The sequence below is a fragment of the Streptomyces sp. NPDC001315 genome (assembly GCF_042896175.1).
Lineage (GTDB): Bacteria > Actinomycetota > Actinomycetes > Streptomycetales > Streptomycetaceae > Streptomyces.
On sequence record NZ_JBIAWZ010000009.1, the window covers coordinates 16,222 to 42,726 of the forward strand.

General features: G+C 69.2%; 23 protein-coding genes. 20 read left to right on the forward strand and 3 right to left on the reverse strand.

Annotated elements, in window-relative coordinates:
• The first annotated feature begins 40 nt into the window (after positions 1-40).
• The 11 genes from ACFY16_RS24260 (at position 41) to ACFY16_RS24310 (ending at position 9,995) form a co-directional block, all read left to right on the forward strand.
• Positions 41-1,282 (forward strand): NADH-ubiquinone oxidoreductase-F iron-sulfur binding region domain-containing protein, encoded by a 1,242-nt coding sequence (locus ACFY16_RS24260; protein WP_390649266.1) that lies wholly within the window; start codon positions 41-43, stop codon positions 1,280-1,282.
• A complete protein-coding gene (locus ACFY16_RS24265; protein ID WP_390649267.1) occupies positions 1,266-1,454 on the forward strand; it encodes a ferredoxin in 189 nt (62 codons plus the stop codon). The genes ACFY16_RS24260 and ACFY16_RS24265 overlap by 17 nt, the downstream gene beginning before the upstream one ends.
• A 12-nt stretch (positions 1,455-1,466) precedes the next feature.
• The gene (locus ACFY16_RS24270) at positions 1,467-2,222 is read left to right on the forward strand and encodes an SDR family oxidoreductase (protein WP_390649268.1); all 756 of its coding nucleotides are present in this window, start codon (positions 1,467-1,469) and stop codon (positions 2,220-2,222) included.
• Between the two features lie 22 nt (positions 2,223-2,244).
• Positions 2,245-3,264, forward strand: coding sequence for a hypothetical protein (locus tag ACFY16_RS24275; RefSeq protein WP_390649269.1), 1,020 nt, complete (start codon positions 2,245-2,247; stop codon positions 3,262-3,264).
• On the forward strand, positions 3,265-4,401 hold the full coding sequence (locus ACFY16_RS24280; protein WP_390649270.1) for a hypothetical protein: 1,137 nt from the start codon (positions 3,265-3,267) through the stop codon (positions 4,399-4,401).
• Positions 4,394-5,287 carry a nitrilase-related carbon-nitrogen hydrolase gene (locus ACFY16_RS24285; RefSeq protein ID WP_390649271.1) on the forward strand — a complete coding sequence of 298 codons (894 nt, stop codon included), beginning with the start codon at positions 4,394-4,396 and terminating at the stop codon, positions 5,285-5,287. The genes ACFY16_RS24280 and ACFY16_RS24285 overlap by 8 nt, the downstream gene beginning before the upstream one ends.
• Positions 5,262-5,531: a hypothetical protein gene (locus ACFY16_RS24290; protein ID WP_390649272.1), complete on the forward strand. Its 270-nt coding sequence runs from the start codon at positions 5,262-5,264 to the stop codon at positions 5,529-5,531. Before ACFY16_RS24285 ends, ACFY16_RS24290 begins: the two co-directional genes overlap by 26 nt.
• A complete protein-coding gene (locus ACFY16_RS24295; RefSeq protein ID WP_390649273.1) occupies positions 5,531-6,355 on the forward strand; it encodes a GntR family transcriptional regulator in 825 nt (274 codons plus the stop codon). Before ACFY16_RS24290 ends, ACFY16_RS24295 begins: the two co-directional genes overlap by 1 nt.
• On the forward strand, positions 6,352-7,089 hold the full coding sequence (locus tag ACFY16_RS24300) for an Asp/Glu racemase (RefSeq protein ID WP_390649274.1): 738 nt from the start codon (positions 6,352-6,354) through the stop codon (positions 7,087-7,089). The genes ACFY16_RS24295 and ACFY16_RS24300 overlap by 4 nt, the downstream gene beginning before the upstream one ends.
• A gap of 159 nt (positions 7,090-7,248) precedes the next feature.
• A complete protein-coding gene (locus tag ACFY16_RS24305) occupies positions 7,249-9,153 on the forward strand; it encodes an FAD-dependent oxidoreductase (RefSeq protein WP_390649275.1) in 1,905 nt (634 codons plus the stop codon).
• 35 nt (positions 9,154-9,188) lie between these two features.
• Positions 9,189-9,995 carry an SDR family NAD(P)-dependent oxidoreductase gene (locus ACFY16_RS24310; protein ID WP_390649276.1) on the forward strand — a complete coding sequence of 269 codons (807 nt, stop codon included), beginning with the start codon at positions 9,189-9,191 and terminating at the stop codon, positions 9,993-9,995.
• Between the two features lie 131 nt (positions 9,996-10,126).
• Here ACFY16_RS24310 and ACFY16_RS24315 read toward each other — a convergent pair whose 3' ends face one another.
• Together ACFY16_RS24315 and ACFY16_RS24320 are read right to left on the reverse strand one after the other, a co-directional pair.
• Positions 10,127-10,432 (reverse strand): hypothetical protein, encoded by a 306-nt coding sequence (locus ACFY16_RS24315; protein WP_390649277.1) that lies wholly within the window; start codon positions 10,430-10,432, stop codon positions 10,127-10,129.
• Positions 10,433-10,441: 9 nt separating this feature from the next.
• A complete protein-coding gene (locus ACFY16_RS24320) occupies positions 10,442-12,070 on the reverse strand; it encodes a M6 family metalloprotease domain-containing protein (protein WP_390649278.1) in 1,629 nt (542 codons plus the stop codon).
• Positions 12,071-12,477: 407 nt separating this feature from the next.
• Here ACFY16_RS24320 and ACFY16_RS24325 point away from each other — a divergent pair, with 407 nt between their 5' ends.
• The 7 genes from ACFY16_RS24325 to sbnA all read left to right on the forward strand — a co-directional run bounded on the left by ACFY16_RS24325 (position 12,478) and on the right by sbnA (position 22,996).
• Positions 12,478-12,798 carry a hypothetical protein gene (locus ACFY16_RS24325; protein WP_390649279.1) on the forward strand — a complete coding sequence of 107 codons (321 nt, stop codon included), beginning with the start codon at positions 12,478-12,480 and terminating at the stop codon, positions 12,796-12,798.
• Between the two features lie 228 nt (positions 12,799-13,026).
• Positions 13,027-13,356: an antibiotic biosynthesis monooxygenase family protein gene (locus ACFY16_RS24330; RefSeq protein WP_390649280.1), complete on the forward strand. Its 330-nt coding sequence runs from the start codon at positions 13,027-13,029 to the stop codon at positions 13,354-13,356.
• A 587-nt stretch (positions 13,357-13,943) separates the two neighbouring features.
• On the forward strand, positions 13,944-16,544 hold the full coding sequence (locus ACFY16_RS24335; RefSeq protein WP_390649281.1) for a Pls/PosA family non-ribosomal peptide synthetase: 2,601 nt from the start codon (positions 13,944-13,946) through the stop codon (positions 16,542-16,544).
• A 14-nt stretch (positions 16,545-16,558) separates the two neighbouring features.
• Positions 16,559-19,822: an amino acid adenylation domain-containing protein gene (locus ACFY16_RS24340; protein ID WP_390649282.1), complete on the forward strand. Its 3,264-nt coding sequence runs from the start codon at positions 16,559-16,561 to the stop codon at positions 19,820-19,822.
• 30 nt (positions 19,823-19,852) lie between these two features.
• Positions 19,853-20,857: a TauD/TfdA family dioxygenase gene (locus ACFY16_RS24345; protein ID WP_390649283.1), complete on the forward strand. Its 1,005-nt coding sequence runs from the start codon at positions 19,853-19,855 to the stop codon at positions 20,855-20,857.
• Positions 20,854-21,933 (forward strand): 2,3-diaminopropionate biosynthesis protein SbnB, encoded by a 1,080-nt coding sequence (sbnB, locus tag ACFY16_RS24350; protein WP_390649284.1) that lies wholly within the window; start codon positions 20,854-20,856, stop codon positions 21,931-21,933. Before ACFY16_RS24345 ends, sbnB begins: the two co-directional genes overlap by 4 nt.
• Positions 21,934-21,970: 37 nt before the next feature.
• Positions 21,971-22,996, forward strand: a complete 1,026-nt coding sequence (gene sbnA / locus ACFY16_RS24355) for a 2,3-diaminopropionate biosynthesis protein SbnA (protein ID WP_390649285.1) — start codon at positions 21,971-21,973, stop codon at positions 22,994-22,996.
• 126 nt (positions 22,997-23,122) lie between these two features.
• Here sbnA and ACFY16_RS24360 read toward each other — a convergent pair whose 3' ends face one another.
• On the reverse strand, positions 23,123-24,256 hold the full coding sequence (locus ACFY16_RS24360; protein ID WP_390649286.1) for a glutathione-independent formaldehyde dehydrogenase: 1,134 nt from the start codon (positions 24,254-24,256) through the stop codon (positions 23,123-23,125).
• A gap of 161 nt (positions 24,257-24,417) precedes the next feature.
• Between ACFY16_RS24360 and ACFY16_RS24365 the strand changes: the two genes are divergently transcribed.
• Together ACFY16_RS24365 and argG are read left to right on the forward strand one after the other, a co-directional pair.
• On the forward strand, positions 24,418-24,609 hold the full coding sequence (locus ACFY16_RS24365) for a hypothetical protein (RefSeq protein ID WP_390649287.1): 192 nt from the start codon (positions 24,418-24,420) through the stop codon (positions 24,607-24,609).
• A gap of 287 nt (positions 24,610-24,896) precedes the next feature.
• Complete coding sequence (gene argG, locus ACFY16_RS24370; RefSeq protein ID WP_390649288.1) at positions 24,897-26,345, forward strand: argininosuccinate synthase; 1,449 nt, start codon at positions 24,897-24,899, stop codon at positions 26,343-26,345.
• The last annotated feature ends 160 nt before the right edge of the window (positions 26,346-26,505 follow it).

Genomic DNA, 26,505 nt, shown 5'->3' on the forward strand with positions numbered 1-26,505 from the left:
AGCACGGACCATCGGGCACACATCCGGTACGGACCTCCCGATGACCGCGCGTCATGCGCCCGGCATCGAGCCCCGCCTGGTCACCGACCGCCCGCTCGACCTCGCCGCCGAGCAGGAACGCGGCACGTACGGCCCGGCGACGTGCGCCGACGTGATCGCCGAGCTGGAAGCGGCCGGACTGCGCGGCCGCGGCGGCGCCGGGTTCCCCGCGCACATCAAGTGGCGCGGGGTCGCCGAAGCGGCCGGGCCCCGGGTGGTCGTGGCCAACGGCGAGGAGGGCGAGCCGAGTTCGCACAAGGACCGCTGGCTGCTGACGCACCGGCCGCACCTGGTGCTGGACGGGCTGCTGCTCGCCGCGCGCACCGTGGGCGCCGACCGCGCGGTCGTCTACCTCTCCCACGTCGAGACCGAGACCGCCGTGCGCGCCGCGATCGCCGAGCTCGGTCCCGTGACCGGGGTGCGCCTGGACGTGCACGTCGTGGAGCCGACCTATGTGGCCGGCGACGAGACGGCCGTGTGCCGGTCCATCAGCGGTGGCCCGGCCCTGCCGACGGCCCGGCCGCCCCGGGTCGGCGAGAAGGGCGTCGACGGCCTGCCCACGCTCGTGTCGAACGTCGAGACCCTGGCCCACGCCGCCTGGATCTCCCGGCACGGTGCCGCGGGCTACCGCGCCCATGGCAGCACCGAGTCGCCGGGCACCACCCTGGTGACCCTCAGCGGCGCCTGCGCCCGCCCCGGCGTCTACGAGGTCCCCTACGGCCTGACCGTCGCCCAACTCTTCGAGCTGGCGGGCGGGTTCACCTCGGCTCCGGCCGGGTTCCTGATGGGCGGCTGGTTCGGCGGCCTGCTCGGACCGGTGCACGCGGAGACCTGCTGCACGTACGAGGACGTGCGGGGCGCAGGATCGGGACTCGGCTGCGCGGCGATCACCGCACTCGGATCCCACGAGGATCCGATCGCCGTCGCGGCCGGGATCTCGGCCTGGTACGCCGCCGAGTCAGCGCAGCAGTGCGGGGTGTGCGTCAAGGGCACCGCGTCCATCCGGGACGCCTTCGCCTCGCTCGACGCGGGCACGGCCTCGGCCACCGACCGGGACAACCTCGCCCGCTGGGGACAGACCCTGCGCGGCCGCGGCGCCTGCGCCTTCCTCGACGGCGCGGCCACCTGGGCACGCACCGTCCTGGCGGAGTTCCCGCAGCACCTCGACCAGAACGACAGCACCGACCAGAACGACAGCACCGTCAGCGACACCGAAGGAGAGCGTCATGAAGGCAACCGTTGACTCCACCAAATGCAACGGCTACGGCACCTGCGCGGACGAGGCGCCCACGCTCCTCCAGCTCGACGAGTGGGGCTACGCCGGCGTCATCGGCGACGGCACGGTGACCGACAAGGACGCCGCCTGCCGCGCGGCCGACAGCTGCCCCGAACGCGCCATCACCCTGCACGACTGAACGGACGACGTCATGGATCTCGGACTCAAGGGCAAGGTGGCCCTGGTCACCGCCGCCAGCAAGGGCATCGGTCAGGCGATCGCGCGGCAACTCGTCGCCGAGGACGCGGTCGTGGCCGTCAGCGCCCGTACGCCGGTCGCGGCGGAGGGCCAGACCCCGTACCCCACCGACCTGATGGACCCGGCGGCCGTCGACCGGCTGATCCCCGAGGTGATCGCCGCGCACGGCGCGCTGGACATCCTGGTCGTCAACACGCCCGGACCCAGGATCATGCCGGTGCTGGAGATGGAGCGGGCCGACTGGGACACCGCCTACGGCCAGCTCGTGCGGCCGGCCGTGCAGCTGGCCACCGCGGCGAGCCGCGCGATGGCGGCCAACGGCGGCGGCTCGATCCTCTTCATCACCTCCACCTGGGTGAAGCAGCCCGCGTTCGGCGGCGGACTGTCGGCGGCCATGCGCTCGCTGCTGTCGGCCCTGGCCAAGCAGATGTCGCTGGAACTCGCCGACCAGGGCGTGCGCGTCAACCAGCTGATGCCCGGTGCCACCGGCACCGACCGCATGGAGAACATCGTGAACGCCAAGTCGGCGGCCAACGGCACGACCCGGGAAGAGGAGATCGCCAAGGTCGTCTCCGCCATTCCGCTCGGCCGCTGGGCCGAGCCGGAGGAGATCGCCCAGGCCGCCGCCTACCTGGTCTCCCCAGCCGCAGCGTTCGTCACCGGTCAGGCCTTCGCCGTCGACGGCGGCGCCATCCGCTCCACTCTCTGAACGTCACAAGGAAGGCACCACCATGCCCAAGACCCTGCGCGAACTCTTCGTCGACCAGTTCCGGCTGTGCAAGCTGCAGGCGAACGAGACCGTCGCCGTCATCTCCGAACTCGGCCAGAAGACCGAGTACTCCGAGGCCGCCGTGGCCGCCGCCCGGGACATCGGTGCCGGCGCCCTGGTGCTCACCGCCTCCAGCCTGTCCAACCCGATGCTGCCGCCGTACGAGGCCGACGGCCGCGAGGTCGCCGCGCTGCTGGCCGCGGCCGCCGAGTGCGACCTGGTGATCGACGTGACCGTCGGTGGCCTCATCCACTCCGACGTGCGCACCCGGATCACCGGCAACGGCAAGCGGATGCTGTTCGTCGCGGAGCCCGCCGACGTGCTGGAGCGCCTGATGGGCGACGAGGACCTCCGCAAGACGGTCGAGGCCGGCGGCCGGCTGCTCAAGGCGGGCAGCACGCTGCGCGTCACCAGCGCCGCGGGCACCGACCTGACCGCCGACATCTCCGGCGAGGACCTCCCGATCACCCACCAGTGGGGCTACGTCGACGAGCCCGGCCGCTGGGACCACTGGCCGAGCGGCTTCGTCGCCTGCTTCCCGCGCGACCGCACGGCCGAGGGCACCATCGTGCTCCAGCCCGGCGACGTGCTGATCCCCTGGCAGCGCGCGGTGCGCGACACCGTCACCCTCACCGTCGAGAAGGGCTTCATCACCGGCGTCGAGGGCAAGGGCAACGACGCGTTCGTCCTGCAGGACTACTTCGACGCCTGGCAGGACCCGGAGGTCTTCGCGGTCTCCCACATGGGCTGGGGCGTCCACCCGATCGCCCGCTGGTCGGCCTTCGAGGTCTACGAGCCGCGCTCGCTGTACGGGCAGGAGCTGCGCTCCACGGCCGGCAACTTCATGTGGTCCACCGGCCCGAACCGCTTCGCGAACCGCGAGACGCCGGCGCACCTCGACATCCCGATGCGCGGCTGCACCGTCGAGATCGACGGCACGGCGGTCGTCCGCGACGGCGTCCTGACCGGCGAGGGAGCGTAAGTGGACACCCGCACACTGGAGCGCGCGATCCTCGCGCTCGGCAAGGACACGGCCCTGCTCGGCCGGTTCCGCGCCGACCCGGTCGGCGTGGGCGCCGCCGAGCTCGGTCTGGACGCCGAATGGGCCAACGTGATCGCCGGCGGCGAACGCGACCGGCTGCGCTCGGCCGGCGTCGTGGACGGCATCACCATCCTGGTCAGCCGCTGGTTCGCCGACGACCTGGGCGACTCGACGAGCGTCGGCCGCTTCCACGTCGAGACCTCGACGCCGCTGCCCGACCCGGACGTGCCGCACAACCTGGTCTTCGCGGGCGGCTGTTCGCACGTGCCGGACCTGCTGGCCCGGCCCGAGGTGGATCCCGCCGACGCCGTGGACCGGCTGACCGAGGGCTATCAGCGCCTCGCCGAGCGGATCGCCGCCGCCGACCCCGACGTGCTGATCGTGACCGCCGACTGCCACTTCCAGTCCTTCCGGACCGGCGCCTTCGTGATCGGCACCGGCAAGGAACACACCGGGTCGATGGAGTTCTTCAAGCGTCCCGACCTCGACCTCACCCTGACCGGCGCGCCCGACTACGCCCGCGCGCTGGCCAACGCGGTGCGCGCCGAGGAGATGGAGGTCGAGGAGTCGGAGCAGATCGACCTCGACCACGGTCTGATCGTCCCGCTGCGGCAGCTGCTGCCCCGCCCGGACCTGCCGGTGATCCCGATCATCACGCAGCCGGCCAAATCCTTCTCGCCGTTCGGTGCCCGCGCCTTCGGCCAGGTGCTGCGCGACGTGGTCGCCGAGCGCGGCCTGAAGGTGGCGATGCTGGCCACCGGAGGTCTGTCGCACTGGCTCGACCCGGGCAAGTTCGGTGGTGTGGACATCGAGTTCGACACCTACATCCTGGAGATGCTGCAGGCCGGCCGCGGCTGCGATCTCGGCAACCTGGAGCCGTACGCCCTGCTCGACCACGGGCAGTACGAGTTCCCCAACTGGCTGATCATGCTGGGCCTCACCGGCCCCGGCGTGCGCGGCGAGGTGCTCGCCTACGAGCCCATGGAGGCCTCCGGCGGCGGCTGGACGGTCGTGGACATGCTCCTCCCCGAGAAGGAGTCGGTGGAGGAGCCCGCGAAGGCAGGCGGCCGTGACTGACCGGACGCTGCGCGTCGGCCTCACCCAGTGGCACGCCACCCGGGACCGGGCCGCCAACACGGCCACAGCCGTGCGGATGGTGCGCGAGTGCGCCGCCGCCGGGGCCCAGCTGGTGCTGCTGCCGGAGAACGGGCTGATGCTGGGCACCAACAGCGAGATGCGCGAGGCCGCCCTGACGGTGGACTCGCCGGAGATCACCAGCCTGCGGCAGGCCGCCAAGGAGGCAGGCACCGTGGTCGTGCTGGGCGGCTTCAAGCGGCGCGGCCCGACCGACATCCGCAACACCGCTCTGGTGATCGACGCGCACGGCGAGATCGCCGGCGGCTACGACAAGATCCACTTGTTCGACGCCCGCGTCGGCGGCCAGTCCTTCGAGGCCTCCGGCGTGGAGACCGCGGGTGACCACCCGTCGCTGCTGCGCGTCGGTGGCACCACCGTGGGCCTGACGATCTGCTACGACGTGCGCTTCCCGGAGCTGTACCGGGCGCTGGCGCTGTCGGGTGCGGAAGTACTGCTGGTCCCGGCGGCCTTCACGCAGCGGACCGGCGAGGCCCACTGGGAGGTGCTGCTACGCGCCCGGGCCATCGAGAACGCCGCGTACGTGGTGGCCTCGGCGACGATCCAGGGCCAGGGCGACGACACCGACGACGCCTTCCCCACCTACGGGCACGCCCTGGCGGTGGGTCCCTGGGGCGAGGTGCTCGCGGACCTCGGGGAGCAGGCGGCGGCCTGGCAGGTCGTCGACCTGGACCTCTCCCAGGTGGCCGCCCGCCGCACCGCCCTGCCGGTGCTGAACGGTGTGAAGTCCGCCGCGTACGGCGTTCCTCCTGAGATCATTGACGCAGAAACGAGGGAGGAACATGAGCACCGAACCACCACTGGGTGAGGGCGTCGTCCGGGCCGGCGAGAGCTTCGGCATCGGCAACGAGTTCACCGGGGTACAGGTACGCAAGGTGTGGACGCGGCAGGGCGAGCGGCTGGAGCTCTACGTTCCCAAGCGGGGTTACCACATCCTGCTCGACGCGATGCAGTTGGAGATCATCGCCGCCCAGGACCCGGCGAACTTCAGCAAGCTGTTCGCCATCCAGCTCGGCGCCGAGGAGCCGACGACGGAGGAGGGCGGCGCCTGATGGCAGCGGTGACCAGGCCGGGAACGACGGTCGAGGAGATCTACCGGACCCTGCGGGAGCGGATCATCGAAGGGCAGTACACGCCCGGCTTCCGCATGTCGCAGGGCGCGCTCGCCGCCGAGCTGGAGACCTCGCGCACCCCGCTGCGCGAGGCGCTGCACCGCCTGGAGGCGGACGGCCTGGTGGTGGCCGAGGCCAACCGCGGCATGGAGGTCGCGCCGACCAGCCCGGCCGATGTGGAGCAGCACTACGTGCTGCGGCTGCTGGTGGAACCGGCCACGATCTCCGGCATCATCGACCAGCTCACCGAGGGCGACCTGGCGCAGATGACGCAGGACCTGGAGGCGATGGAGACGGCCCGCCACCGCATCCGCGACTTCCAGGAGGCGCACCACCGCTTCCACCAGACCGCGCTGCGCCGCTATCCGAAGGCACTGGCCGAACTCACCGAATCGCTCACCCTCAAGATCTACCGGCACCAGCGGCTGTATTTCTCGCGCCCGCACGCCCCCGAACACTTCACCAGTGTCGACCGTCTCTTCCTGGAGGCGGTGCGCGACCGAGACTCCGAACTCGCCCGCCAGATACTGGAGTTCCATCTCATCGACGCCGCGCTCGGCCTGGTGCTGGACAGCGATCCCGACCACCGGTTCGATGCCCTGCTGGTGGCGACCAGAGGGCTCGGCATCGAACTCGGCACCAATGCCGACAACCGGGCGGAACTGCCCCTGTCGGTGCGCTGGCGCCGCCTGGGCGCACGCCCGGATCTCGAACTGCACACGTCCAACCTGCGCCTGCTGCGCGCCGAAGGAGAAAGCTCATGACCTCGACCCGGGTCGGCCTCATCGTGCCGAGTTCCAACACCACGATGGAGACCGAGATCCCCGCGATGCTCCGGGCCCGCGAGGAGATACGCCCCGAGCGGTTCACCTTCCACTCGTCCCGTATGCGGATGCAGCAGGTGACGCCGGATCAGCTGCGCGAGATGGACGACCAGTCGCTGCGCTGCGCCCGCGAACTCGCGGACGCCGAGGTCGACGTGATGGCCTACGCCTGTCTCGTCGCCATCATGGCGCGGGCCAAGGGATACCACCGCGACAGCCAGCAGCGCCTGGCCGAGATCGCGGAGGGCACCCCGGTCGTCACCTCGGCCGGCGCGCTGGTGGAGGGCCTCGAGCACCTCGGGGCGAAGAAGATCTCGGTGATCGCGCCCTACATGAAGCCGCTCACCCGGACCGTCTGCGACTACATCGAGGCCGAGGGCGTGGAGGTGCACGACTCGATCAGCCTGGAGGTCCCGGACAACCTGGCGGTCGGCCGGCTGGACCCGGCGCAGCTCGTCGACATCGCCGCCAAGGTCGACACCAAGGGTGTGGACGCCCTGGTGCTCAGCGCGTGTGTGCAGATGCCCTCGCTGCCCGTGGTGGAGCAGATCCAGAACGCCTTCGACATCCCGGTGGTGACCGCTTCGGTGGCCACGGTGTGGCGGACGCTGCGCGTCCTCGGGCTCGACCCGGTCGTGCCGCGCGCGGGATGGCTGCTGGCCGACCGCGGCTGACCTTTTCGGCGCGTACTGTGCATGCATTTCTGCATGCACAGTACGTGTGGCGCGGCCTCGGGGCCGCCTTCATTCGAACCGCACGAACCGGGACGCCGCCGTCCACATCGGTCGGGGCGTTCCGGCACCGCTGAGGAACCGAACCAGGAGATGGATGCCATGGCTCTGCACACCCTGTTCCGCCCCGGCCGCATCGGCTCGCTCGAACTGAAGAACCGCGTCATCAAGTCGCCCCAGACCACCGCCCTGGCCAACCAGGACGGCACGGTCACCCAGCGACTCGTCAACCACTACAAGCGGCTCGCCGAAGGCGGCCCCGGCCTGATCATCGTCGAGTACAGCTACGTCGACGACGACGCCAGCAAGTCCATCCACGCCCAGCTCGGCATCTCCCGCCGCGAGCACATCCCCGGCCTCGGCTGGCTGGTGGACGAGGTCCACGCCGCCGGCGCCAAAATCGGCATCCAGCTGGAACACTGCGGACGGCAGAAGTTCCTCGGCGTGCAGCCGATCAAGACCGCCTCCGAGGTCTCCTGGGACTACGTCGAGTCCCAGTACGGCGAGCGGCCCCAGGTGCTGACCGAGGAGGAGATCCAGGGGGTCGTCGCGGCCTTCGCGGACGCCGCCGAGCGCGCGTATCTGGCCCGTTTCGACCTGGTCGAGGTGCACGCGGGCCACGGCTACCTGCTCACCAACTTCCTCTCCCCGCACACCAACAGGCGCACCGACCGCTACGGCGGCTCCTTCGAGAACCGGGCCCGCCTCACCCTGGAGGTCGTCGCCGCCGTCCGGGCCCGCGTCCCGCGCGACTTCCCGCTCAGCGTCCGCCTCTCGGTCACGGACTACGAGAAGGACGGCATCCCGATCGAGGAGAGCGTCGAGCTGGCGCGCCTCCTCGAGGCCGCGGGCGTGGACGTCATCCACGCCTCCGGGGGCCACCACGCGCTGATGGAGTACGAGGTCAGCCCCTGGTACATGCCGCGGGCCCTGCACCGCTGGGGCTGGGAGAAGATCAAGCCCGAGGTGACGATCCCGGTCATCGGCTCCGGTTCCCTCGTCACCCCCGAGGTCGCCGCCGACGTCCTGGAGAGCGGCTCCGCCGACTTCGTCTCCCTGGGCCGGGCGATGCTGGCCGACCCGGACTGGACCCGCAAGGCCCAGGAGGGACGGCTGCTGGACATCGTCCCGTGCATCCGCTGCAACGACGGCTGCCTCGACCGCGGCCTCAACGCCGGACGCAGCACGGGCTGCACGGTCAACCCGTCGATGGGGGAGGAGTACCGCTACCCCGTCGAACCGGCTGCCGTCCGCCGCCGCGTCGCGGTGGTCGGCGCAGGCCCCGCCGGGCTGCGCGCCGCCGCTGTGCTCGCCGACCGGGGCCACGACGTGACGCTCTACGAGCCCGGGGAGCTCGGCGGCGCTCTGCTGCCCGCGACGCGCTCGTCCTCCAAGCAGGACCTCGCGGGACTCCGCGACCATCTCGTCCATCAGGTGCGTTCCCGCCCCATCGAGATCGTCGCCGAGCACGCCGACGCCAAGACGCTTGCGGACGGGGGCTTCGACCTGGTGTACGTGGCCACCGGCGCGGTGCCGCGGGAACTGCCGGGCGTGCGCCTGGCCCGGGATGTCACGGATCCGAAGGACGTCGTGTCGCCCGTGGTGGTCGTCGGCGGCGGGATGACCGGAGCCGACACGGCGCTGTGGCTGGCCGGCGCCGGACACGAGGTCACCCTGGCGGAGGCCGGACCGGGGATCCTCGGCAATCGTGAGGTCTTCACCGACGCGATGGTGTTGCCGCAGGTCCTCGCCGACATGGGCGTGACGGTCCGCACCGGCGCCGAGGTGACGGAGTACGGCGAGGACGGCGTCCGCACCGCGGATGGAAAGCTGATACCCGCCGCCACGGTCCTGGCCGCCATCGGCAACGACAGCGGCTCCGCGCTCGCGAACGCCCTGCGCGAAGCCGCCCCGGAACTGGAAGTCGTCACGCTCGGCAGCGCCGCGCGCAACGGCCGGGTCCTCGACGCCCTCCATGGGGCGTTCTTCGAGGCACGTCGGGCGTGAGGTTTCATGAGCAAACGCAAGCAAGGAGGTCTGTAATGGGTGCACTGGACGGGCAGGTCGTCATCTTCACCGGCGCCGGATCGGGCATCGGACGCGCGGTCGTGACCCGCTACGTCGCCGAGGGCGCCCGAGTGGTGGCGTTGGACGTGTCCGACACCGTGACGGAGCTGGCCGCCGAACTCGGGGAGTCCGTCATCCCGGTGGTCGCGGACGTACGGTCCTGGGAGGGCAACGTCCGGGCCGCGGATGCCGCGAGGGAGGCCTGGGGGCGCATCGACGTCTTCGTCGGAAACGCGGGCATCACCGATGGGGCCCAGCCGCTGGAGGAGATTCCGGGAGAGCGGCTCACCGACGCCTTCTCCGAACTCTTCGGAGTGAACGTGCTCGCACCGATGCTGGGCGTCCGGGCCGTCGTCGACGACCTCGTGAAGTCACGCGGCAGCATCATCCTGACCGGTTCGTTCGCCGGCTCCAACGCCGCCGGCGGCGGAGTGCTGTACACGGCGTCGAAGCACGCGGTGCAGGGTCTCGTACGGCAGCTCGCATACGAACTGGCACCGGACGTCCGCGTCAACGGTGTGGCACCGGGTGTGGCGCCGACCCGGTTGCGGGGCACCGCCTCCCTCGGCCAGACGTCCGCCGACGCGGTGCTGGACGGTACGCGGGAGGTGCTGCCGCTGCAGGAGGTTCCGGACATCGACGCGTACTCCGGGATCTTCACCCTGCTCGCCTCGCCGTCGGAGTCGGCCGCGATGACCGGAACCATGGTCACCGCCGACAGTGGGCTGTCGATCCGGGGGCTGGCACGCCCTGGTGGGCGACTTCCGAAAAGGGAGAGCTGATGACGGCCGGCGGGTGCGGGTGCGCTTGGGCCGGTCCTGAGTCATGCCGCGGGTGGCTGCGCCGGAGCAGGGGATACGCGAGGTAGGAAGGAGGGGCCGAACCCTGTTCGGCCCCTCCTTGGCGCGCGTCCTCACGGCGGCGGTTCGACGGCGAAGGTGCCCGGGGTCGGCCTGCTCTCGGCCATCGCCTCGCCCGTCGCCAGTCTGGCCCGCACACGGATGACGGACCCCGGCACCGCGTCCGCCAGGAGCCTGCTGGGCACGGCGAGCAGCAGGCGCTGCCCGACGTTCCTCGACAGCAGGTCGGCATAGCCGGGCACCGGCTCCGCGTCTAGCACTTCCACTTCCGCCTGGTCCCAGCCCGCCAACCGCGGATGCGGCTCTGTCCCGACCAGCCGTGCGGTCAGATCAGTGCGGTTGTCGATTGCCTGCACCATGGCGGGCGGTCACCGGTGAGGCGGGCCTTCGTGCCGGTACCCGCCCTTCATGTTGCCCGACCTGGCAAGGGGCTTCGGGCCGTTCGTCGTACCCCTGAACTCGGGTGTCAGGCTCTCCTGGAGGAAGGCCTCGGCACCCTCCCAGGGGTAGTTCGCCACGGCGCGCTCCAGTGAGGCGAGCCGCTTGTGGAGCTCGTGGATGGTCTCGACCAGTCCCGGTACCGGCTCCGCCTCGGGCCGGCTCGCGGCACGGAGCGGAGCGCGTACGGCGCCCGCTGCCGAGACCGACACCGTCGCGGTCATCGTGGCGGCCGGCGCCGAGATGTCCGTGATGGAGACACCGGTCGGGGCCCCGGCGTACGAATGGGAACTGGGCTTGCTGGACGCGCTGAACGTGGTGTTGCCGGTGCTCCCGGGGTAGGGATCGCCGTCGTCACCACGGTTCGCCGCCCACTCCATGTCGCGCCGGTCGTCGGCCTGCACCAGGCCCACCATGTAGTGGGTCTCGTCCGTGTTGTCCTGTTGGCTTTCGTCGATGTGCCAGAGCATCAGGCCGGCGGCGGGCAACGAGGAGTCGTACCCGGTGCGTTGGCGGTTCTCCATCAGGAAGTATTCGTTTCCTGGCAGGCCGTCCGTCCACAGTCGGTGGACCTCAAAGCTGTTCTTGACGTCGGGAATGGACAGTGTCCCGTCGCTCGTGACGTTGACGGGCTTGGCCCAGCCCTGCTGGATCTTGCACCACGCCGACGGATGCGTCGGAATGTCACCGCCCCCGCCCCACGAACCGGCGCCCATCAGACACCAGTTGCCGACCCCCTCCGACGAGCCGTCGACGTCGTACAGGTCGGGGAAGCCGAACAACAGGTGCCCCAACTCGTGCGCGCAGACCCCGATTTTGGCGTCCTCGGGGATGGTGAGGTAGCCGTAGATCCGGGCTCCGTCGGCGTTGTACGCGCTCGGCAGGACCCACTTGTGCGACCAGATGTCTCCCGGGTTGCCCGTGGCTTCACCACCCTCGCCGGCGTGCACGACCATGAAGGCGTCGACGAAACCGTTGCCGTCGTTGTCGTACGGCGCGTAGTTGACGAGGGGGTCGGCGGTCACGGCGGCGTCCCGGGCCATGATCTGCGCACGCGCCTGTCCCGTCGGGCGGCCGATGCCGAAGTTGTTGTTGGCGTACCAGGAGAGCTTCTGAGGCATCCGGACGGGACCGATGACCTCGCCGACGATGTCCACCAGACCGTGCGTCACTTCGCGGTAGTAGTCCCGGACACTGCCGTGCGGGAGCTCGCCGAGGGAGAAGAAGAGCTTCTCGAAGTGCTCCTTGTCCGCGGTCATCGGCTTGTCCTGGAAGTCCGCCAGGACGACGACGACCCGTACCGCGCCGGTCAGCGGCGAGCGGGACGCGGCCGTGGAGCGGATGGCCTCGTACGGTGTGCCAGGAGGGAACTCGTCGGGCGGGATGATGGTGCCGTCGTTGAAACCGAGAGCGCGGGGAGCGCCACCGGGGCGGAACGTGCTCGCCAGGTCCGATTCGCTTCGGACCCGCTCCAGTTCCTGCCGCATCCTCTCGCGCAGTTCCGGGCTGGGGGCGATGGCGCAGAACTCCGACCACACGGCCACCGCGGAATTCCGCATTGTACGAGGATCAACCATGCTTGTTCCTCCCAAAATAGGGTGTTCTGGTTGTTTCTCCGGCCAGTGACGCACGTCTGTACGACACCCGCAACGCGGATCAAGCGGCCGCGCAGATGCGGACGGGCTCTCCCCGGGTTTTCATGGAAGACGGGGCCGACCCAGGCCCATCCCGCCTCCCCGCCCGCTCCGCAGTCACGGTGAATACGGGGTCGTGCATGAGCAGTTGGCCGACGACTCGACCCGCGCTCACGCCAACTGGACGCCGACAGACGGCTGGAGGCTTGTCTGACTGGCGGATGAGCTGGCGATGGCTCCATTGGCGTGGTGCGCGGCTCATACTGCAACCAGCCCTGGCGCAACGTCTCTCCTGTCCTGCAGAACCGCAACCCCCGGATGAGGAGGCCACGTTGAGAGCTGCTGACTTCGAGCGCGGAATCACCCAGAGCTTTGTCGACCCCTACGCCTGCGACGAGATGGGATCCGGTGCGTGGGAGACGACCGGCTCACAGGAGAGCGAGGGGGACTATCTGCTGCCTCCGCCCCATCCTGCCCAGCGTCTCAACCTTTTGATCGGTCCGCGTGACCAGCGGCGGCTGGACCTGCACGCGGTCCTGACCGCGGCCGGCATCCCGCCGCACCCCGAAGACCGCGAAGCCATCGAGCAGCTCAGCGACCTGCCCGACAGCGTCAATGCCTCCCTCCAGCGCTGGCTCCACCACGCGATGTGACTCCCGGGGGCCAACCGGGGCACCGTGTCACCGCCCGTGGCTCACCGGGCCCTGGTGGCCGCGTGCGGCGGAGTGGGCGTCGACCTCTGCCTCGGCCTGACGCAACTGGCCGCGTTCATCGGCGGGGCGTTCGCCTGGCGGCGGGCGCGGAACGCACCGAGATCGGCCGGGACGGGGAGGGTGCGAGCCGCTCCCCGTCTGCCGGCCGCCGTGCGGCAGGATGGGGCCATGAGCGTAGTGAAGATCAACGTACTGACCGTTCCCGCCGAGCAGCGGGAGACGCTGGAGAAGCGCTTCGCCTCTCGCGCCCATGCCGTCGAGAACTCCGACGGGTTCGAGTGGTTCGAACTCCTCCGGCCGGTGGAAGGCACCGACAGCTACCTCGTCTACACGCGCTGGCGTGACGAGGAGTCTTTCCAGGCCTGGATGGAGGGCCCCATGAAGGCGGCCCACCAGGGCGGTGGTGCGGAGGGCGGGGAGCGCCCCAAGCCGGCCGCGAGCGGGTCCACGCTGTGGTCCTTCGAGGTCGTACAGCAGGCCGCGCCGAAGAGCGCGTAGACAGGTCGTCACGGACGACCGAGCGCAGGCGGGCGGGCGTCTTCGCCGCTGACGTCGTGGAGGCTGCCGTCGACGTTGCCGATGCGGCCGTAGCGTTCTGGCCCCGCGGATGACAGCCGCCCGGGTGAGCCGGCCGATCACCCGGGCGGTAAGCCGCGCTTGCAGTGATCGCCTCGGACTGGAACCCGGTCGGAACCCGGTCCGGCCCGCGGACTACCACGGAAGAGGCCGAACGGGGCTGCCGTCGGGGTTGCGCCGACGCCCGGCCCCCGCGCCACGACGGTCCCTGCTTCCCGTGCCCCGCCTTGCCGGACGGACCGCCATCCGGGTGATCTGTGGCTTACGCCGGCGGCGCGGGGAACCAAGGAATACCGGCCCCTGGAGCACCATTGTCGTTTCGTCGCGGTCGATTCGGAGTGGCAGCCTCACGGTGATCGGCCGAAACTGAAGCTCACGGTTTCGTGATCAGTAAGAGCGCACGGCCTCGCGGCATTCGAGATGGCCCGGAGGGCCATTCTCCGGAGCGCGAGGACACCGGACCGGCCACCCCTGGCCAGTGGTCATCGAAATGTCCTCCAGGAGGACAAATGGTAGAGCAGTCCTCCGACGTATTTATGTCCGGGACGGACAGAGCAGCCATCAGGCGTAATGGCGCCGGCCCGACGGCGACAGACACCGAGAAGAAGCTCGCGGAAGTACTGGCTGACGTCGTGTCCGTCGAAAACGTTCCGCCCGACAGCCACTTCTTCGACGACCTCGGTGCCAACTCCTTGGTCATGGCTCAATTCTGCGCACGGGTCAGGAAACGGTCGGATCTGCCGTCTGCGTCCATGAAGGACATCTATCGGCATCCCACGATCAGAAGTCTGGCGGCAGCTCTCGCGGACGTCCCTCCGGCTCCTGCCGACTCGACGCTCCCGACGTCGCTGTCAGCGGCGAATCCGGCGCAGGATCCGGTGACCCCGGCGAGCACGCAGCACTATGTTCTCTGCGGAACAATCCAGTTGCTGATCTTCCTGGGATACTCCTTCGTCACCGGACTTGTCACCGCCCGCGGCTACGAGTGGGTCGCCACCGGCTCAGGTCTGGTCGACATCTATCTGCGATCGCTCCTCTTCGGCGGCATCGGCTTCGTCGTCCTGTGCGTGTTCCCGGTCATCGCCAAATGGATCCTCATCGGCCGCTGGAGACCTCGCGAGTTCCCCGTCTGGGGTCTGAGCTATCTGCGTTTCTGGCTCGTCAAGGTCCTGCTCCACGCCAATCCGATGATCTTCTTCATCGGCAATCCGCTGTACGTGCTGTACCTGCGGGCGCTCGGCGCGCGCATCGGCAAGGGGGTCACGATCCTCTCCCACTCGGTCCCGGTCTGCACCGACCTGCTGACGATCGGTGCCGGTACGGTGATCCGCAAGGACTCGTTCTTCCTCTGCTACCGGGCGCACGCAGGGCGGATCCAGACAGGCCGGATCACGCTCGGCCGGGATGTGTTCATCGGTGAGAAGACCGTCCTCGACATCGACACGTCGATGGGCGACGGAGCTCAGCTCGGCCACGCATCCGCCCTGTACAGCGGCCAGATGATCCCGGACGGCGAGCAACGGCACGGATGCCCGGCGGAGCCCACGAAGATCGACTACGTGAGGGTCGCGCCGGCGAGGTGCGGCACCCCGCGCCGGGCCTGGTTCGGCCTCGTCACCCTGCTTCAGCTGTTCCTGGTGTACATACCCCTGACCGTCGGCGGTGTGTACATGCTGTTCACCGAGGTTCCGGCGCTCGGCAGGCGACTGGGGCCGGACGCGCCCGAAATCACTTCGTGGGAACTCCCCATCGACGCACTGGCCGTATCTCTCACACTGTTCTTCGGATTCGTCGTCGTGGGCCTCGCCGTGCTCTTCACCCTTCCGCGACTGATGAATCTGGCGATCAAGCCCGACAAGGTCTATCCGCTCTACGGCTTCCACTACGCCACGCAGCGGGCCGTGGCCCGCATCACGAACCTCAAGTTCTTCGCCTGGCTCTTCGGTGACAGTTCGTACATCGTCCATTATTTGCGCGGCCTCGGCTATGATCTTTCCCACGTCGAGCAGACCGGGTCGAACTTCGGTACGGAAGTGCAGCACGAGACCCCGTATCTGATTTCTGTCGGCAGCGGCACGATGGTGGCGGACGGACTCTCCATCGTCAATGCGGACTTCTCGAGCACATCCTTCCGGGTGTCTCGAACGACGATCGGACCGCGCAACTTTCTCGGCAACAACATCGCTTATCCCGCGGGGGGCAAGACGGGTGAGAACTGCCTGCTGGCGACGAAGGTGATGATTCCCCTCGACGGTGAGGTCCGTGAAGGTGTCGGGCTGCTCGGCTCGCCGTGCTTCGAGATTCCCCGGTCGGTGGAGCGCGACTCCCGCTTCGACCACCTCAGGACCGGCGACGAACTACGCCGCAGTCTCGCGGCCAAGAACCGCTACAACATCCGCACGATGGCCTTCTTTCTGTTCGTGCGATGGCTGCACACCTTTGTGCTCACGGCGCTCGGTCTCGTCTCCGTCGGCCTGTACGGGGTGGTCGGACACGTCGTGATCGCCGCGTATCTGGCAATCAGTCTCGCGTTCACGGCTCTCTATTTCGTCCTGGTGGAGCGCTGCGTCATGTCGTTCCGCGCGCTGCGACCCCAGTTGCGCTCCATCTACGACCCGTACTTCTGGCGGCACGAACGCCTGTGGAAGGTGCCGGACCACTACCTCGACGCCTTCAACGGAACCCCCTTCAAGAACGTGATCTGGCGGTTGTTGGGTGTTCGCATGGGCAGCAGGGTCTTCGACGACGGCTGCTACATGACGGAGCGGACACTCACGACGGTCGGGGACGACTGCACGCTCAATGCCGGGAGCAAGATCCAGTGCCACTCGCAGGAGGACGGCACCTTCAAGTCCGACCGGACCACGCTCGGTGTCGGCTGCACCCTCGGAGTCGGCGCGCACGTGCACTACGGCGTGACGATGAATGACGGCGCGGTGCTGGCACCCGATTCCTTCCTCATGAAAGGCGAGGAAGTGCCCCCGAACGCATGGTGGGGAGGAAACCCCGCCGCTGAAATGCCCGATGCCCACGATCAGGCCCGTGGCGTCCGTTCGGCATGGGCACCAGGAACAGCTTCGGCAAGCGACGCCGCGACGACGGCGATGTGAGGAAGGCCATTCGAATGGGAGCGCACGTGGAAGCGGACCGGGAGTTCTGGAGCCGGGTGCTGACCACTGGTGGATTCACCTCCATTCCACGGTGGGTGCCGGAACCGGTGGCGGGAGTGAGCGAGTACGAAGCCGAGGCGCCGACCGACGTCGCGGGCAAAGTGCGGGGCCTGGCCGGGGAGTTGGGGGTACCGGTGAGCGCGGTGCTGCTGGCCGCCCACGCCAAAGTGCTGGCCGCGTTGTCGGGCGAGCAGGGGGTGGTGACGGGTTACGCCGCCGGGGCCGAAGTCGGTCCGCTGCCATGCCTGTTGACCGTTGCACCCGAGTCGTGGCGCGAACTGGTGATGAGTGCTCATCGCGCGGAGGCGGAGGTGCTGGCGCACCGGGAGTTTCCGGTCGGCGCGCTCCGGCGGGAGCTGGGGGTGACCGGGCCGTCGTACGAGGTCGTGTTCGACCCTACAGGGACCGGGAGCGGGCTGATCGAGGACGTGGTGCTGGGGGTGGGCTGGTCCGACCGGGGCGGGCGGCTGGTGGTCCGGTTGCGGTATCGCACCGAGGCGCTGGACGCCGAGTGCGCGGCCCGGATCGCGGGCTACCACCTCGTCGCGCTGGAGCTGATGGCGGCTGATGCGGATGCCGGGCACGCGCGGCAGAGCCTGCTGTCGGCCGAGGAGGTTCGTCATCAGCTCGACGGTCTGGCCGGGCCGCGCCGGGCGCTCCCGGAAGGACGGGTGCACGAGCTGTTCGAGCAGCGGGTGCGCGCGCATCCGGCGACCGTGGCAGCGGTCCACGGCGAGCGCGAGTGGACGTACGGGGAACTCAACGCGCGCGCGAACCGGCTGGCACGGGCCCTGCTGGCGCGAGGGCTGGGCCGGGAAGACGTGGTGGGGGTGGTCACCGAACGCCATCTCGACTGGCTCGCCGCGGTGTTGGCGGTGTTCAAGGCCGGGGGCGTGTACCTGCCGATCGAGCCTCACCTGCCGGCGGGACGTATCGCGGCGACCTTGGCACGCGCCGGATGTCGACTCGTGCTGACCGAAACGGGCAGCACCGACGCCCTTGATCAGGCACTGGGCACGCTTCCGCGAGTCGAGAGGGTGCTGGTCGAGACGGCGTACGCGGAACAGCACGACGAAGCCGACGTCGGCGTGAAGGTCGCGGCCGATCAGCTGGCCTACATCTACTTCACCTCCGGCTCCACCGGCGAGCCGAAGGGGGCGATGTGCGAGCACGCGGGCATGCTCAACCACCTCTACGCCAAGATCGACGACTTGGGAATCGGCCAGGGCCAGGTGGTGGCGCAGACCGCCCCGCAGTGCTTCGACATCTCGCTGTGGCAGCTGCTGGCCGCGCTGCTGGTGGGCGGACGAACGCTGCTGGTCGAGCAGGAAGTGATCGTCGACGTGGAGCGGTTCGTCGACACTTTGGTCCGTGGCCGGGTGGCTGTGGCGCAGGTCGTGCCCTCCTACCTGGAGGTGGTGGTCTCGTATCTCGAGCGGCACCCCCGCGAACTGCCCGACCTCGCCCGTGTGTCGGTGACCGGTGAGGCGTTGAAGCGGGAGCTGGTCCAGCGCTGGTTCACGAGTCAGCCGGGGATCGAGCTCGTCAACGCCTATGGGCTGACCGAGACCTCGGACGACACCAACCACGAGGTCATGGACAGAGTGCCGGAACGGGTGCTGCTGGGGCGTGCGGTCAACAACGTGCGGGTCCACGTCGTCGATGAACACCTGTCACTGGTGCCGCTGGGCGCCCCGGGAGTGATCGCGTTCTCCGGGGTGTGCGTGGGCCGGGGGTACGTCAACGATCCCGAACGTACCCGCGAGGCCTACCGGGAGGATCCGTTCCGGCCGGGGGAGCGGCTCTACCTGGGAGGCGACTGGGGGCGCTGGCATCCAGGCGGCAAGCTGGAGTTCCTCGGCCGCCGGGACAACCAGGTCAAGATCCGCGGCTTCCGCATCGAGATCGGTGAGATCGAGAACACCCTGTTGCGGGTCCCCGGCGTGCGGGACGGCGCGGTGGTGATCGCCGAGCCGGCCGGCCGCAGCACGCACCTGATCGCCTTCTACACCGGACGGTGTCTGCCGGCAGACGCGCTGCGCGAGGCGCTGGGCGCCGTGCTGCCCGCCTACATGGTGCCCTCCGCCTTTCACTGGCAGCAGAGCCTCCCGCTGACCGCCAACGGCAAGATCGACAGGAAGGCCCTGACCACGCTGGCCGAACAGACCGCTCCGACCGCGGACCGCGACGTCGCGGGGGAGCAGGACCACACTCCGCGCACGCCGACCGAGCGGAAACTGGCGGCCGCGTGGGCCGAGCTGTTGGGCGTTCCCGAGCACCGCATCGGCCGGCAGGATCACTTCTTCGACTCCGGCGGCACCTCACTGACGGCCGTGAAGCTCACCCTCGCCCTGGACCGCATGCTGTCCCTGAAGGACATCACCCGCCATCCGGTGCTCGCCGACCTCGCCGCACTCCTCGACGGCACAACCCACCGGCGCCCGGAGCTGCTCCAGCCACTGTCGGAACCGCCCCGTGCGCCGAGATGCGCCCTGGTGTGCTTCCCCTACTCGGGCGGCAACGCGGTCAACTACCAGCCGATGGCCGGCGCCCTGGCGGGCAGCGGCCTGTCGGTGTACGCCGTCGACCTGCCCGGCCACGACCTGGCCGCGCAGGAGGAGCAGTTCGCGCCGATGGCGCAGGTGGCGGAGCAGGTCGTCGCCGAGATCACCGGGCGTGGCCTGACCAGGGTCATGCTCTGGGGCCACTCCTCGGGCGCCGCGCTGGCCGTGGAGACGGCGAGGAAGCTGCAGGAACGCGGGGTGGACGTCCCGCGGGTGTTCCTGGGCGCCCAACTGCTGGGAACCGCCACCGAACGGCGCGCGGCCATCACCGAGCTCACGGGGCGGACCAACGCCGAGATCGCCGCGAGACTGAGCGCGGACGGCGGCTACACGGAGCTGGGTGAGCTGACCGCGCAGCACGCCGAGCACATCGGTGCCGCCTACCGGAACGACTGCGTGGCCGCACACCGCTATTTCGCCGACGCGTTGGAAAGCCCGCCGACGGTGAAGCTGTCCGCGCCGGTCACCGTGGTCGTCGCCGCCGATGACCCGAACACGGCGGAGTTCCCCGACCACCACCGGGACTGGCGGCTCCTGGCCGAACACGTGGACCTGTACGAACTCCCCGACGGCGGCCACTACTTCCTGCGCACCCGCCCGGCCGCAGCAGCACGGGCCGTCCTGGGTGCCGCCGAATTGCCGGCCTCCCGCTGAGCCCCCGAGCGGCAACCGAAAGGAAACACCATGTCGTCCTCATCCCTGGCAGCCCTGCCCGAGGTGCAGCTCGAACCGGGCAAACCTCCGATCCTGCATGTCGGGGCCCCCGGTGACGCGCCGGGTTGGGCGGCCGAGAACCGCGATGCGCTACGAGCCCGAGTCACCGAGCACGGCGTGCTCGTCGTCCGCGGCCTGGCACTGCGGGAGGCCGATCAGGTCCGTACCGTCTTCGCGCAACTGGCCGGCGAGCCGATGACGGAGCGGGAGGCCTTCGCCCCCCGGCAGACCTACGGCCCGGGCCTGTATTCCTCCTCGACCTGGCCGGCCAACCAGCCGATGTGCATGCACCATGAACTGAGCTACCGGCTGGAGATCCCCGGCCTGATGCTGTTCGCCTGCCTGACCGCCCCCGGCCAGGGAGGAGCGACCGCGGTCGCCGACTCGGAACGCGTGCTCCAGGCACTGCCCGCCGCGCTGACCGAACGGTTCGAGCACGCGGGCTGGCTGCTCACTCGCAGCTACAACGACGAGATCGGGGCGTCACTGGCGGAGTCGTTCGGGACCGACGACCGTACCGCCATCGAACGCTACTGCCGCGCTCACGCCATCGACTTCGCCTGGCAGTCCGACGGCTCCCTACGTACGCAGCAGCGCCGCAGCGCGGTCGTACGACACCCGCTCACCGGCAGGCGCTGCTGGTTCAACCAGATCGCCTTCCTGAACGAGTGGACGCTGGCTCCCGAGGTGCGCGAGTACCTGGTGGACGTCTACGGCGAGGACGGGCTGCCGTTCAACACCCGTTTCGGAGACGGCTCTCCGATCGGTGAGGACATCGTCCAGCTCCTCAACGCCACCTACGAGGACCACACCCGGCGCGAGCCCTGGCAGGCCGGCGACGTGATGCTGGTCGACAACGTACGCACGGCACACAGCAGAGAGACCTTCACCGGAGACCGCGAGGTGCTGGTCGCCATGGCCGAGCCCCAGCGGCTGCCCGACAGTTGCCCGACCCCGGAGGCGAGCCAGCGATGACTGCCCTGCCATCCTCCAGCGCCCAGACCGCCACGCCCCGTTCCACCTCGACGCCGACCTTCGCGGTGATCTCCGGCGCGCAGGTGCAGCGAGCACTCGAAGGGCGCGAGAAAGAGATCGTGGAACTGGTCGAGGCCACCTACCGGCTGCACGGCACCGGGGACTCGGTCAACCCGCCGTCGTACTTTCTGCGCTTCCCCGACCGTCCCACGGCCCGGATCATCGCTCTGCCGGCCTCCATCGGTGGGCCGCTTCGGGTGGACGGCCTGAAATGGATCTCCAGCTTCCCGGGCAACGTGACCGCCGGTCTCCCGCGAGCCTCCGCGGTCCTCGTCCTCAACGACCATGACACCGGCTACCCCTTCGCCTGCCTGGAAAGCTCCATCATCAGCGCCACCAGAACCGCGGCATCCGCCGCACTGGCAGCCGACCGGCTCAGCAGAGGCCGGCCCCGCCCGACCCGTATCGGATTCGTCGGCACCGGCCTGATCGCCCGCTACATCCACACGTTCCTGGCCGGCACAGGATGGACGTTCGACACCGTCGGCGTGCACGACCTGTCCGCCGACAGCACCGCCGGTTTCTGCGGCTACCTCCGGCAGGGCGGCAGCCACGGACACGCCGAACAGGTCACGGTCCACGACAGCCCCGAAAAGCTGATCCGCGCCAGCGACCTGGTGGTCTTCGCCACCGTCGCCGGCGAACCCCATGTCACCGACCCGGCCTGGTTCGCACACAACCCCTTGGTCCTGCACGTGTCCCTGCGTGATCTCGCCCCCGAGATCCTGCTCGCCTCGGCGAACATCGTCGATGACGTCGAGCACTGCCTGAAGGCCAACACCTCTCCCCATCTGGCGGAGCAGCTCACCGGCAGTCGCGCATTCCTGGACGGCACCCTCCATGACGTCATGACCGGACGAGTGACCCCGCCGACCGACCGCCCGGTGATCTTCTCGCCCTTCGGGCTCGGAGTTCTCGACCTCGCCGTCGGCAAGTACGTCTACGACGAAGCAGCCCGGACGGGTGACCTCCGCCTCATCGACGATTTCTTCCACGATCTGCGCCGGTACGGCTGAAGCCACTTCCCCCGGCTCTGGCATCAGGAGGCCCACCGTGCCCGTCATTTCCGCTCCCTACGCCTTCAACGAAGGCCAGCTCTACATCGACCTCCAGTCGATTCTCGGGCGCCCTCTCTACCTGAAGTGCGAGGGTTTCAACTTCGCCGGTTCCATCAAGTTGAAGGCCGCGAACGAGATGGTGGAGGCCGCCGAGCGTGACGGGCTCCTGAAACCGGATTCGATACTGGTCGAGTCCTCGTCAGGAAACCTGGGCGTCGCGCTCAGCATGATCGCCGCGAGCAAGGGTTACCGGTTCCTGTGCGTGACGGACTCCCGTTGCAACCTCTCGACCAGATTGCTGATGGAGGCGCTGGGCAGCGACGTCCACGTCATCGCCGACCTGGACGCCAACGCCGGCTTTCTCGGCGCGCGGATCGACTACGTCCGTCAGCTGTGCGCCAACGACGACCGGTACGTGTGGCTCAGCCAGTACACCAATCCGGGCAACTGGCGGGCCCACTACCGCACGACGGGGCCGGAGATCGCCGCCCACTTTCCCCGACTTGACGTGCTCTTCGTCGGGGCGGGCACCACGGGGACCCTGATGGGCTGCGCGCGCTACTTCCGGAAGTGGCACCGGCCGGTGCGGGTCGTCGCGGTGGACAGTGTGGGCTCGGTGGCCTTCGGGGGAGAGCCGGGCCGACGGATGATTCCGGGTCTGGGCATGAGCATGCGCCCGCCGCTGCTCGACGAGTCCTATGTGGACGAGGTGATCCGGGTCGAGGAGGCGGACACCATCCGTACCTGCCACCGTCTGGCCAGACGCGGGTTCGTGTTCGGCGGCTCCACCGGGACGGTGATCAGCGGCGCGATGGACTGGTTGCACCGGCATGACACGCGTGGCATCACGGCGGTCGCCATCGCCCCGGACCTCGGCGAGCGCTACCTCGACACCATCTACCAGACCAACTGGCTGCGGGATCTGTACGGCGACCACATACTCGAGTCCGAACAGGAGACCGTCGATTCCGGGGGAGTCCAGCACATGCCGCGGGCGTCGGGCCGGCGTCGGAAACTGTAGAACGGCGCGTCATACGCACGGCGCGCCACGCCATGTCAGACGAGCCGGCTGCATCGGGGACGCGTGCCCCGATGCAGCCGGCGAGCGCCGCAGTGTGCGGCTGACCAGCGCTGTCGGTCTACGGGGTTACGGGTGCAGCACCACCTTCGTGTAGCCCTCGATCCGCTTGTCGAACTTGTCGTATGCCGACGGCGCCTGGTCCAGGGGCAGTTCGTGGGAGACGACGAAGCTGGGCTTCGCCCTGCCCTCGATGATCATGTCGCGCAGGTACCGGTTGTAGCGCTTCACGTTGCACTGTCCCGTCCCCAGTCGCAGGCCCTTCTCGAAGAGCTTGCCGATCGAGACGAGGAGCATGCCGTGCTTGGCCTGCTCGTCCGGGCCTCCGGGGTCGGACGGGACGTAGAGGCCGGGCACGCCGAGCGCTCCGGTGGCCCGGACCGTGCCGACGAGCGAGTTCAGGACGGTCGCCGGTTCCTCGCGGTCCGTGCCGTGCGCCATCGCCTGGTAGCCGACGGCGTCCACGCCCTTGTCCGTGCCGATGCCCTCGGTCTGTTCCTTGATCTGCTCAACCGGGTCGCCCTCGGCGAAGTTGATCGGAACCGCGCCTATCTCCTCGGCCTTCTGCAGCCGCTCGGGAACGCGGTCCACGACGAACACCTTCTTCGCGCCGCGCAGCAAGGCCGAGTAGGCGGCCATGAGCCCGACCGGCCCTCCGCCGTACACCGCGACGCTCTCGCCGGGGCGAACCTGGGCGAGTTCACAGCCGTGATAGCCGGTGGGGAAGATGTCCGCGAGCAGGATGAAGTCGCTCTCGTGCTCGTTTCCCGTCGGCAACTTCAGGCAGTTGAAGTCGGAGTAGGGAACGCGTAGATATTCCGCCTGGCCGCCCGTCCAGGGCCCCATGGCGACGTATCCGTAAGCGCCACCCGCGAAACCGGGATTGACGGTCAGACAGAATCCGGTGAATTGCTCGACGCAGTTGGTGCAGAACCCGCAGGCGACATTGAAGGGCATGACCACGCGATCGCCCTTCTTGAGCGCGGTGACGCCCTGGCCGAGTTCCTCGATGATTCCCATGTTCTCGTGGCCGAAGACGATGCCGGACTCGGCAGCGGTGCGGCCCTCGTACATATGCAGGTCGGACCCGCATATCGCGGTGGAGGTGATCCGTACGATCGCATCGTTCGGATGCTGGATGCTGGGCTTTTCAACATCTTCGACCGCGACGGTGAACGGTTCCTTGTAAACGACGGCTTTCATGACTGCCACCTCTACTCGGTGATGCATGTGTCTGGTTGCCGCCCCCGTTTCTTCGCGTGACCCATCTCTCATAATTCTCCGCCCTGCTCGATCGGACAACCCGGTATTGTTCGGGATGAATAGCTGCCAGATGTCCCTACTGCGAAATGGAGAGGGCGAAAGTGTCAGCACATCGACTCGGAAGCCTGCTTGTCCCCGTGGCCGGGCTGTCCGGCACCATCTACCCGCCTGGAACGACCGTGACCGTCCGCGGTCGTGGCGCGACTGTCGACGCCTTCGTCCACGGTGACTGGCTTCCCTTGTCGTGGTGGGAATTCTCCGACGGCCTCCGCGAGGACATCGCCGACCGGTGACATCCCCCGCGCTCCGGCCCGCGCCCGAAAACGCGGTGCCGGGGCAACGGTGCGCCCCGGTTCTTCAAGGTCGTGGCCGAGGCCGCTGACGCCCTGCCGGTCACGCCGGCCGGCGCCCGCCGACATCCTCCCTGTCCACCCGGGACGCTGTTCTCGGCCCGCGCCGGCTTGCGCGCCATCCTGCCCGACGGCTCTCCCGACCACGCTGCGCCGGGCGCGCGCGATCCTCGCCCAGGAAGACGTCTCAGCGGGTTGCATAAAAATGCCATTCCATGAATACTCTTCCTATGTCCAAGGTTCTCACCTCCCTGCCCACCGGCGAGCGCGTCGGTATCGCCTTCTCGGGCGGCCTCGACACCTCCGTCGCGGTCGCGTGGATGCGCGACAAGGGCGCCGTGCCGTGCACCTACACCGCCGACATCGGCCAGTACGACGAGCCCGACATCGCCTCGGTGCCCGGACGTGCGAAGTCCTACGGCGCCGAGGTCGCGCGCCTGGTCGACTGCCGGGCGGCGCTGGTCGAGGAAGGCCTGGCCGCGCTCGCCTGCGGCGCGTTCCACATCCGCTCGGGCGGCCGTGCCTACTTCAACACCACTCCGCTCGGCCGCGCCGTCACCGGCACCCTGCTGGTCCGGGCGATGCTCGAGGACGACGTACAGATCTGGGGCGACGGCTCGACGTTCAAGGGCAACGACATCGAGCGGTTCTACCGTTACGGCCTGCTCGCCAACCCCCACCTTCGCATCTACAAGCCGTGGCTCGACGCGGACTTCGTCTCCGAGCTGGGTGGCCGCAAGGAGATGTCGGAGTGGCTGGTCGCGCACGGGCTGCCGTACCGCGACAGCACCGAGAAGGCGTACTCGACCGACGCCAACATCTGGGGTGCCACGCACGAGGCCAAGACCCTCGAGCACCTCAACACCGGCGTGGAGACCGTGGACCCGATCATGGGCGTGCGGTTCTGGGACCCGTCGGTGGAGATCGACACCGAGGACGTGACGATCGGCTTCGACCAGGGCCGCCCGGTGACGATCAACGGCAAGGAGTTCGCCTCCGCGGTCGACCTGGTGATGGAGGCCAACGCGATCGGCGGCCGCCACGGCATGGGCATGTCGGACCAGATCGAGAACCGGATCATCGAGGCGAAGAGCCGCGGCATCTACGAAGCACCCGGCATGGCGCTGCTGCACGCCGCGTACGAGCGCCTCATCAACGCGATCCACAATGAGGACACCCTCGCCCACTACCACAACGAGGGACGGCGCCTCGGTCGGCTGATGTACGAGGGCCGCTGGCTGGACCCGCAGGCGCTGATGGTCCGCGAGTCGCTGCAGCGCTGGGTCGGCTCGGCGGTCACCGGCGAGGTGACCCTGCGCCTGCGGCGCGGTGAGGACTACTCGATCCTGGACACCACCGGCCCGGCGTTCAGCTACCACCCGGACAAGCTGTCGATGGAGCGCACCGAGGACTCGGCGTTCGGCCCGGTGGACCGCATCGGCCAGCTCACCATGCGCAACCTCGACATCGCCGACTCCCGCGCCAGGCTCGAGCAGTACGCCGGCCTCGGCATCGTCGGCACGACCCACCCCGAGCTGATCGGCGCCGCCCAGGCGGCGGCGACCGGCCTGATCGGCACCATGCCGGAGGGTGGCGCCGAGGCCATCGCCTCCCGCGGCGAGGTCTCCGAGGACGACGAGCTGCTGGACCGCGCCGCGATGGAGTCGGGCACCGACTGACCGGTGCCCCGACCGACCGGTGCGTCGGTCCGCTCCGGACAGGGAGCGGGACAGCCGAGTCCGGTCGCAAGCGAGAGGCCGGGGCCTCGGGCGATTCGACACGGCGCAGACGTGTGAACCGTCCGAGGCCCCGAGCCGTTGTGCCGTATTGCAGGCCACC